The organism is Rhizobium sp. NFR03, from assembly GCF_900111275.1.
Lineage (GTDB): Bacteria > Pseudomonadota > Alphaproteobacteria > Rhizobiales > Rhizobiaceae > Ferranicluibacter.
Window position 1 is genome coordinate 1 of sequence record NZ_FOGR01000024.1, and the last position, 7,800, is coordinate 7,800.

The 7,800-nt window shown below is 62.8% G+C and carries 5 protein-coding genes, 1 tRNA gene and 1 pseudogene; 1 reads left to right on the top strand and 6 read right to left on the bottom strand.

Annotated features, from left to right (window positions below; translation table 11 throughout):
• Window positions 1-502 precede the first annotated feature (502 nt).
• The 4 genes and pseudogenes from metH to BSG19_RS25455 all read right to left on the bottom strand — a co-directional run bounded on the left by metH (window position 503) and on the right by BSG19_RS25455 (window position 7,015).
• Window positions 503-4,345, bottom strand: a pseudogene (gene metH / locus BSG19_RS25440) (methionine synthase).
• Between the two features lie 66 nt (window positions 4,346-4,411).
• On the bottom strand, window positions 4,412-5,575 hold the full coding sequence (locus BSG19_RS25445) for an AGE family epimerase/isomerase (protein WP_092990786.1): 1,164 nt from the start codon (window positions 5,573-5,575) through the stop codon (window positions 4,412-4,414).
• Window positions 5,576-5,610: 35 nt separating this feature from the next.
• Entirely contained in the window at window positions 5,611-6,117 is a 507-nt protein-coding gene (locus tag BSG19_RS25450; protein ID WP_092990787.1) for a heme-degrading domain-containing protein, read from the bottom strand.
• Between the two features lie 4 nt (window positions 6,118-6,121).
• Window positions 6,122-7,015: an ROK family protein gene (locus tag BSG19_RS25455; protein ID WP_092990788.1), complete on the bottom strand. Its 894-nt coding sequence runs from the start codon at window positions 7,013-7,015 to the stop codon at window positions 6,122-6,124.
• A gap of 165 nt (window positions 7,016-7,180) precedes the next feature.
• On the opposite strand from BSG19_RS25455, the gene BSG19_RS25460 reads away from it, so the two are divergent.
• Window positions 7,181-7,257, top strand: a tRNA-Arg gene (locus tag BSG19_RS25460).
• A 39-nt stretch (window positions 7,258-7,296) separates the two neighbouring features.
• Here BSG19_RS25460 and BSG19_RS25465 read toward each other — a convergent pair.
• On the bottom strand, window positions 7,297-7,554 hold the full coding sequence (locus BSG19_RS25465) for a glycosyltransferase family 61 protein (RefSeq protein ID WP_170866114.1): 258 nt from the start codon (window positions 7,552-7,554) through the stop codon (window positions 7,297-7,299).
• A gap of 23 nt (window positions 7,555-7,577) precedes the next feature.
• Window positions 7,578-7,800: transposase domain-containing protein (locus BSG19_RS25470; protein ID WP_139274839.1), on the bottom strand; the 223-nt coding region annotated here is incomplete at its 5' end.

The following is a 7,800-nucleotide window of genomic DNA, read 5'->3' on the forward strand; positions in this document are numbered from 1 at the left end:
CAAAAACGTGACCGTCGAAGTCTATTCCATGAACCGGTCCAGATCCGAAAACCCTTCCCGATCCGCGCAACATCCGCCGCCCACGTTTCTCTTTCTCATCTTCAATTGTCAAAAAACCGACAGACCTAAAGCCCGTCCAAACCGCAAATGCCCAAAGCCCAAAAGCCCAAACACCGCAAAATCTCACCGCCAAGAGCCTCAAGCACATCTGCCCGAAACCGCCAAGCCGCCACAAAGTCAAGAAACTTCAGAGCGAGTTCGTTGGTCGCCAGCAGCGCCGCCGCCCTCGTTGGTGTGCGGTTTATAGATCCGAGCATGAGGTTTCGTCAACAGCCCCAGTCCGAAAAAATTCATAAAAGTGACAAGCTGCTGTAATCTTTGTCAAATTCCAGCTTCTTCCGAATATCGGCCTCCGCCGTAAACGAAAACGACGCCCGAAGCGGCGGCACCGGGCATCGTTTGAAGAGCGTCTCGCTCGATGAGCGCAAATCCGGAAGCTTGCCTATTCGGCAGCCTCCAAAGGCTTCGGCACGTAGTTCAGGATCGGGCCCAGCCAGCGCTCGACCTCAAGCACCGACATGCCCTTGCGGCGGGCGTAATCCTCGACCTGGTCCCGCTCCACCTTGGCCACGCCGAAGTAGTAGGCCTCGGGATGTCCGATGTAGAGCCCGGAGACGGACGAGCCCGGCCACATGGCAAAGCTCTCCGTCAGCGTTACGCCAATTTGGGCTTCGGCATCGAGCAGGTGAAATAGCGTGGTCTTCTCGGTATGATCGGGCTGCGCCGGATAGCCTGGGGCTGGACGGATACCGGCATAGGGCTCGGAGATCAGCGCCTCCGGTTCGAAAGCCTCGTCGGACGCGTAGCCCCAGAGCTCCTTGCGAACGACTTCATGCATCCGCTCGGCAAAGGCCTCGGCGAAGCGGTCGGCCAGCGCCTTGACCAGAATCGCGGCATAGTCGTCGTTCGCGCGCTCGAAACGCTCCGCGATCGCGACCTCCTCGATCCCGGCCGTGACCACGAAGCCGCCGATATAGTCGGCGATGCCACTGTCGGTCGGCGCGACGAAATCGGCGAGCGCCATATTTGCCCGGCCATCGCGCTTGGCCATCTGCTGGCGCAGCGTGTGCAGGGTCGCAAGCGGTGTCTCTCGTGCTTCGTCGGTGAAAAGCTGGATATCGTCACCCGTCGACCCCGCCGGCCAGAAGCCGATGACGGCCTTCGGTGCAAACCACTTTTCCGCAATGATTTGGGCCAGCATGGCCTGCGCATCGGCAAAAAGCTGGCGCGCGGCCGCCCCCTGCCGTTCGTCGTCGAGAATTTTGGGATAGACACCCTTCATCTCCCAGGTCTGGAAGAACGGCGTCCAGTCGATATATCGCGCAAGCTCGCCAAGGTCCCAGCCTTCGAAGACGCGTGTTCCCAGAAAAGAGGGCTTTGTGGGCCGATAGACGGCCCAGTCGGCACGGTGACGGTTCGCGCGGGCGCGCTCCAGCGGAAGGCGCTGCTTTTCCCGCTCCGAGCGCGCATGCGCCTCTGCCACCTTGCGGTAATCGGCCCGTATCGATTCAATATAGGGATCCCGCGCTTCAGGGGAGAGCAGGTTCGACACGACGCCAACGGCGCGGCTGGCATCGGTGACATAGACCGTCTGACCGAGATCGTAGCGCGGATGGATCTTCACCGCCGTGTGCACCCGGCTCGTGGTGGCACCGCCGATGAGCAGCGGCAGGTTCATCCCCTCACGCTGCATCTCCGCGGCGACGTGCACCATTTCGTCCAAGGATGGCGTGATGAGGCCGGAAAGGCCGATGATATCAACCTTCTCCGCCTTCGCGACCTCCAGAATCTTTGCCGCGGGAACCATGACGCCGAGATCGATGATCTCGTAATTGTTGCAGGCGAGGACCACGCCGACGATGTTCTTGCCGATATCGTGGACGTCGCCCTTGACGGTGGCCATGAGCACCTTGCCGGCCGACTGGCGTGCCTCGCCGCCTTCCGCCAGCTTCTCCGCCTCCATGTAGGGCAACAGCACGGCGACCGCCTGCTTCATGACGCGGGCCGATTTCACCACCTGGGGCAGGAACATCTTGCCAGCACCGAACAGGTCGCCGACGACGTTCATACCCGCCATCAGAGGTCCCTCGATGACGTGCAACGGGCGGGCGGCGGCCAGCCGGGCCTCTTCCGTGTCATCAACGATGAATTCGGTGATGCCGTTGACCAGCGCGTGTTCCAGCCGCTTGTCGACGGTCCATTCGCGCCAGCGCAGGTCACGCTCCTTCGCCTCGCGGCCGGCGGCCCCCTTGAACCGCTCGGCAAGCGTCAGCAGCCGGTCGGTTGCGTCCGGTCGGCGGTTGAGGACGACGTCCTCGCAGGCCTCGCGCAGTTCCGGCTCGATGGCGTCGTAGACGATCAGCTGACCGGCATTGACGATGCCCATGTCCATGCCCGCCTGGATGGCATGGTAGAGGAACACGGCATGCATCGCCTCGCGAACGGGTTCATTGCCGCGGAACGAGAAGGAGAGATTGGAAACGCCGCCCGAGATGTGAACATGCGGCAGCGTCGCCACGATCTCGCGTGTCGCCTCGATGAAATCGACGCCGTAATTGTTGTGCTCCTCGATGCCCGTCGCCACCGCGAAGATATTGGGATCGAAAATGATGTCTTCCGGCGGAAAGCCGACCTGTTCCGTGAGGATGCGATAGGCGCGGGTGCAGATCTCGACCTTGCGCTGACGGCTGTCGGCCTGCCCCTGCTCGTCGAAGGCCATGACCACGACGGAGGCGCCATAGGCGCGACACAGCCGTGCCTGATACAGGAAGCTCTCTTCGCCTTCCTTCAGCGAGATGGAGTTGACGATGGACTTGCCCTGAACGCATTTCAGGCCCGCCTCGATCACCTCCCACTTGGAGCTGTCGATCATCACCGGAACCCGGGCGATATCCGGCTCGGCGGCGATCAGGTTCAGGAACTCGATCATCGCCTGCTTGGAATCAATCAGGCCCTCGTCCATGTTGATATCGATGACCTGGGCGCCGTTGGCCACCTGGTCTCGCGCGACATCCAGTGCCCCGGCATAGTCGCCCGCCGTGATCAGCTTGCGGAATTTTGCCGAGCCCGTGACGTTCGTGCGCTCGCCCACGTTGATGAAGGGAATATCCTTCGTCAGCGTGAAGGGCTCCAGCCCCGAGAGCCGCATCTGCGGTGTGATGGCCGGGATCTGCCGGGGAGAGAAAGGGGCCATATTCTAGAGCCTCGCCTGTGTGTTTGTGTCGAGACCGGGGGTCTGGAGGCCGGGGCGCGGCACGTGTCCGACGACGGCCTCGGCGATGGCCTTGATATGCGCCGGTGTCGAGCCGCAGCACCCGCCGACGATGTTGACGAGGCCGTCTCTGGCAAAGCCCGCGATCTGCGCGGCCATCTCGTCCGGGCTCTCGTCATAGGCGCCGAATTCATTGGGCAGGCCGGCATTCGGATAAGCGCAGATGAGCGTGTCGGCGACGCCGGACAGCTCGGACAGATGCGGCCGCATGGCATTGGCGCCAAGTGCGCAATTCAGCCCGATCGAGAAAGGCCGGGCATGGCGCAGCGAGTACCAGAAGGCAGTCGGCGTCTGACCCGAAAGCGTCCGACCGGAAAGATCCGTGATCGTACCGGAGATCATCACCGGCAGGGTGATGCCGCGCTCGGCGAACACTTCGAGCGTTGCAAACACCGCTGCCTTGGCGTTCAGCGTATCGAAGATCGTCTCGATCAGCACGATATCCGTACCGCCGTCGATCAGCCCGCGCAGCTGCTGGCCATAGGCGAGCCGCAGGTCGTCGAAGCTGACGGCGCGGTAGCCGGGGTTGTTGACATCAGGCGAGATCGACGCGGTCCTGTTGGTGGGCCCGAGCGCGCCGGCGACGAAACGGCGGCGGCCATCCTTGTCCTGCGCGCGCAGCCCGGCGCGCCGGGCAAGGCGCGCTCCGTCGCGGTTCAGCTCGTAGACGGCATCCTCCATGCCATAATCGGCCTGGGCGATGGTGGTGGAGGAGAAGGTATTGGTCTCCAGAATATCCGCGCCCGCCAGCGCATAGCGATAGTGGATATCCTCGATGGCGGCCGGCTGCGTCAGGGTCAGAAGGTCGTTATTGCCCTGCAGATGGCATTCGCAGCCCTGAAAGCGCTCGCCGCGAAAATGTTCTTCCGTCAGGCCGAGCGTCTGGATCTCCGTGCCCATCGCGCCATCCATGATGAGGATGCGCTCGGACGCAGCCTGTCGGAGGGCACGTGCGACCTCCGAGCCGTCGGGAGCCGGGGTCGGTTCGCCGAAAAGGGCCGTGATGGCGGACATGGGACAACCTTTCGCCTGCTGAACAGGGTTCGAAGTGACATAAAGATATATTTATGTCAATATATGTCACATCCGGATGCGCGCAAGGCAGTCCTTCAGCTCATAGATGGCGCAGAGGATGTGATAGAAGGTGCTGGCGGGCGCTGCCTCCTCGATAAAGACGCCGCTTTCCGGCAGCTTGTCGCGCCACAGCCCCTTCACGGGAACGTCCAGAAACAGGTTCAGGGCTGCAATTGCCCGTTCGGCCGAAACGAGATAGCGCTCTCTCGCCTCGCCCTCGCTTAGCGCTGCCAGCCGAATGGCTGCCTTCAGCCACTCGGTTTGCGGCCAGAGCCGCGCCAGCGGGTCGCGCACGGAGAAATCGTCATGGAGCTGCATGATGGCGACCTTGCGCGTCGCGCAGATGCCGTGCGCCTCACCGATCTCGAACAGCCGCCGCGCCTTCACGATGGCACCCGCATCGCCCCGGCGCTCGCCCCAGCGCAGCAGCAGCCAGGCCCACTCGAACTGGTGCCCCGGCTCCACCACGCGGCCGAGATCGCCGGGCATGGGTGCCCAGTCATGGTCGAAGAACTCGCGCAGCGCACCCGTTTGCGGATCGATGAAGCGATCCATGCAGAGAGTGGCAATCTCGTCGGCAAGATTGGTCCAGCCGACCTGATCGAAGCCTTCGACCTCTTCGCTGGCAAGGCACGCCTCGAACAGATGCATGTGCGGATTGGAGCAGAGCGGCAGGCGCGGCGGGTTGTCCTCCTCGAAGCCGGCGACCGGGTGCTTGCACCAGTCTTCCAGCCCGGCCTTCAGTGCAGCACTGCGCTCCGCCATTTCGCCCAAGCGCTCGGGAAAGGCGCGCGCCATATAGGCAAAGGCGAGCAGCGCGAAAGCCTGATTGTAGATGTCGAACGCAGGATCGAGCAGCGTGCCGTCTGCATCCGCAAGGGCGCCGTAGAAGCCGCTTGGCTGCAGGAAGACCCGATCGAAAAAGGCGAGACCGCCCGCGCTCGGCGTCTGCCAGTCGCCGGCCCAGCCGCGCAGGCCCGCTTCGGCAAAGCAATAGGTCTGGCGCGGCTGCACGCGGGCGCGCAAATGGTCGCGTGTCGGCCGGCCGGTCAGATCGATCGTCTCGACAAAGCCGCCATCCGGTTCGGCGTAGCCCTTTTCCCGCCAGAGCGGCAGGGCCTGTTCGGTCAGCCAGTGATCGAGGGAAGCGGAAAGCGCGGAAACGGCCATGAACGGCACCTTTGCGGAAATTTCAGAAGTAGACATCAGACATCCAGACGGAGGCTGGCGAGATCATGGCCGAGATGAAGCGCCAGCGCCTCGACCACGAGCGCATGGTCCTGCCGCTGCGGCAGGCCGGAAACGGTGACCGCGCCGATGCAGCCGGCACCCGTGACCGTAATGGGAAAGCTGCCGCCATGGGCCGCGAAATCCGCATCCGACAGGCCGAACTTGTCCTGCAGGCTACGCCCGTCACGGGCGAGCGAGAGCCCGGTCGCATAGCTGCTGCGGAAGAAACGGGCGACGCAGTTGCGCTTGCGGCGCACCCAGTTGGCATTGTCGGGCGAGGTGCCCTCCAGCGCCGCATAGAACAACGGCATGGAAAACAGGCTGACATCGATGACGATGCCGAGCTTGCCGGCTGCCGCCATGTCGCGCAGCCGCAGGCCAAGCGCCCAGGCGACATCGGCGTCGAAGCTCGTAAACGTCAGCACCTTCTCCTGATGGGCGACGCGGGCGATATCCGTATCGATATGGGGGGAAGCCGTCATGCGTCTATTCCTTCCAGAGCCATGCGGCGCCGCGCACGCCCGAACTGTCGCCGTGGACGGCCTTGCGGATCGGCGTTTCGAACGAATCACCAAAGATATACTGCGTCACGAGACCCGGCAGGTCGTCATAGATCTCGTCGACATTCGACATGCCGCCGCCGAGCACGAACACATCGGGATCGACGACATTGGTCAGAAGCGCGAGGCTACGGGCGAGACGATCCGCGAAGCGCTCGTAAACGCCGCAGGCGACAGCGTCGCCGCCGCGCATGTCGGAGATGATGTCGCGCGCCAGCCGCTCGCGCCCCGTGGTCAGGCGGTAGTCGAGCTCGACGCCCGTGCCGCAGGCATATTTTTCGAGGCAACCCGTCTTTCCGCACCAGCAGGTGTGGCCGGGATATTCGTCCGCCCGCATCCACGGCAGCGGATAATGCCCGACTTCGGCGGCCACGCCCTGAAAGCCGGCATGCACCTTCCGGCCGATTGCCAGCCCACCGCCATGGCCCGTTCCGATAATGATGCCGAAGACCGTCTCGGCCCCTGCCCCTGCCCCATCGACCGCCTCGGAGACGGCCAGGCAGTTGGCATCGTTGGCGATCCGCACCGGGCGGCCGAGCAAAGCCTCGAGATCCCGGCCCAGCGGGCGACCATTCAGAATGACGGCATTGGAATTGCGCACGAGACCCGTGCGCGGGTTGGGACTGCCGGGAATGCCGATGCCGATGCTGCCCGCAGCACCCGACGCCGCTTCCGCCGAAAGAACCAGCGACCGCACCGCATCAAGGCAGGCATCATAGGAAGCCGGCGTCGGCACGCGCTCGCGCGCCCGCAGCGCACCCGCCTCATCCAGCGCCACCACCTCCATCTTGGTGCCGCCCCAGTCGATCCCGATATACATCAAGCCCCCTCGTATCCGCCTGCGGAGAGGCGCAGGCGAGCCTGCATATCACCCTGGGAACGCCGTTTGAACCCCCGGCGAAGACACCGGGACACCCGTCCCGAAACCACAATCCCCACCACCCCCCTTGGCTTCCCCAGCAACCTTTTGTAAGGATGCCACCATGGTCCCGTAGCTCAGGTGGATAGAGCGACAGATTCCTAATCTGTAGGCCACTGGTTCGAGTCCAGTCGGGATCACCATCTGAGATAGCTCATAGACGAACCCAGTTGGCAAACGTCTCAAAGTTCCATTTCGTTCAGAATCTCAGTCAAACGAGAAATATCAACCTGGAACTCTTTACGACCTTTCTCGACTAGCGATCCCATTAGAAATCCGTAATCCAGATTGTTAATCGCCGCCAATCTTTTCATGCACCAATTGATGTGGGCCGGATTCTGAAATTCAAGCACTTTCGCATCAGGCTGGCAGAACACAATATTCGTAAGCGCAATTTTCGATGCACCTTGACGGCTGCGGCAGCGCTGAACCGCCGTCACACCGATTTTGATATCCAGCTCTATTACGCCGCAGTGGTCGTGGCGTAGTTGAACGGCAGCAGGTCGTCGATTTCGGCCGCTTCGTCCCGCTGCGGCAACTCAGTGAGCACATAGCGCAGCCAGGTGAGTGGGTCGACGCCACATGCGCGGCAAGTCAGCATCAAACTGTAGACCACTGCGCTGGCCTTGGCTCCGTCAGCGGTGTCGCTGAACAACCACGTTTTTCTTCCTGTCGCAAAGACCCTG

Bases quoted from the DNA above. Each gene is read 5' to 3' on its own strand.
- BSG19_RS25445 (WP_092990786.1), bottom strand. From the start codon at position 5,575: ATGGCCGTTTCCGCGCTTTCCGCTTCCCTCGATCACTGGCTGACCGAA.
- BSG19_RS25450 (WP_092990787.1), bottom strand. From the start codon at position 6,117: ATGACGGCTTCCCCCCATATCGATACGGATATCGCCCGCGTCGCCCAT.
- BSG19_RS25455 (WP_092990788.1), bottom strand. From the start codon at position 7,015: ATGTATATCGGGATCGACTGGGGCGGCACCAAGATGGAGGTGGTGGCG.